This is a genomic window from Alicyclobacillus acidiphilus NBRC 100859 (genome assembly GCF_001544355.1).
In the GTDB taxonomy this organism is placed as follows: Bacteria; Bacillota; Bacilli; order Alicyclobacillales; family Alicyclobacillaceae; genus Alicyclobacillus; species Alicyclobacillus acidiphilus.
Genome location: NZ_BCQI01000163.1, coordinates 1 through 618, shown reverse-complemented (window position 1 = coordinate 618; position 618 = coordinate 1). Strand labels below are relative to the sequence as shown.

General features: G+C 50.2%; 1 protein-coding gene. It reads left to right on the top strand.

Translation table 11 applies throughout. The features are described 5' to 3' along the window. Nucleotides 1–108 precede the first annotated feature (108 nt). Nucleotides 109–618: transposase (locus AAC01S_RS18555; RefSeq protein ID WP_174520864.1), on the top strand; the 510-nt coding region annotated here is incomplete at its 3' end.

Sequence of the window (618 nt, the reverse complement as noted above, 5' to 3'; positions counted from 1 at the left end):
GTTAGAGTTTCAGGTAGTGGTGTAAATTCAGCGGCTTGGTCTTGACGAGAAAGCCATCGAGTGCAATCTACTAAAAGTGACCAACAATTCAGTAGAGGAGGCACATCGATGGCTTCTAGAGACAAGATCGCACTTTTGGAGTTAATTCGCAAGATCGGATTGGAAGATGGTGACGTTGATTTCTTGAAGGAGGGGCTGAAGGTGCTCACCCAAGCCGTGATGGAAGCTGAGGTCAGTTCCCTCATTGGTGCTGAACGCTATGAACGCAGTGATAAGCGCACGAACAGCCGCAATGGGTACCGAACCAGGGAATGGGATACTCGTGTCGGAACGATTGATCTGCAGATTCCAAAGCTCCGTAAGGGAAGCTACTTCCCCAGCATCCTAGAGCCAAGGAAGAAGGCTGAGAAGGCACTCCTCTCCGTTGTTCAAGAGGCGTATGTTCATGGTGTGAGCACCCGAAAAGTGGATGAGCTTGTTGAGTCGATGGGGATTCAGGGCATCAGCAAAAGTGAAGTATCTCGGATTTGCAAGGAACTGGACGATGTAGTGCAGGGCTTCAAGAACCGCTCGCTGGAGGGAACGTACCCGTATTTGTGGTTAGATGCGACATTTCCC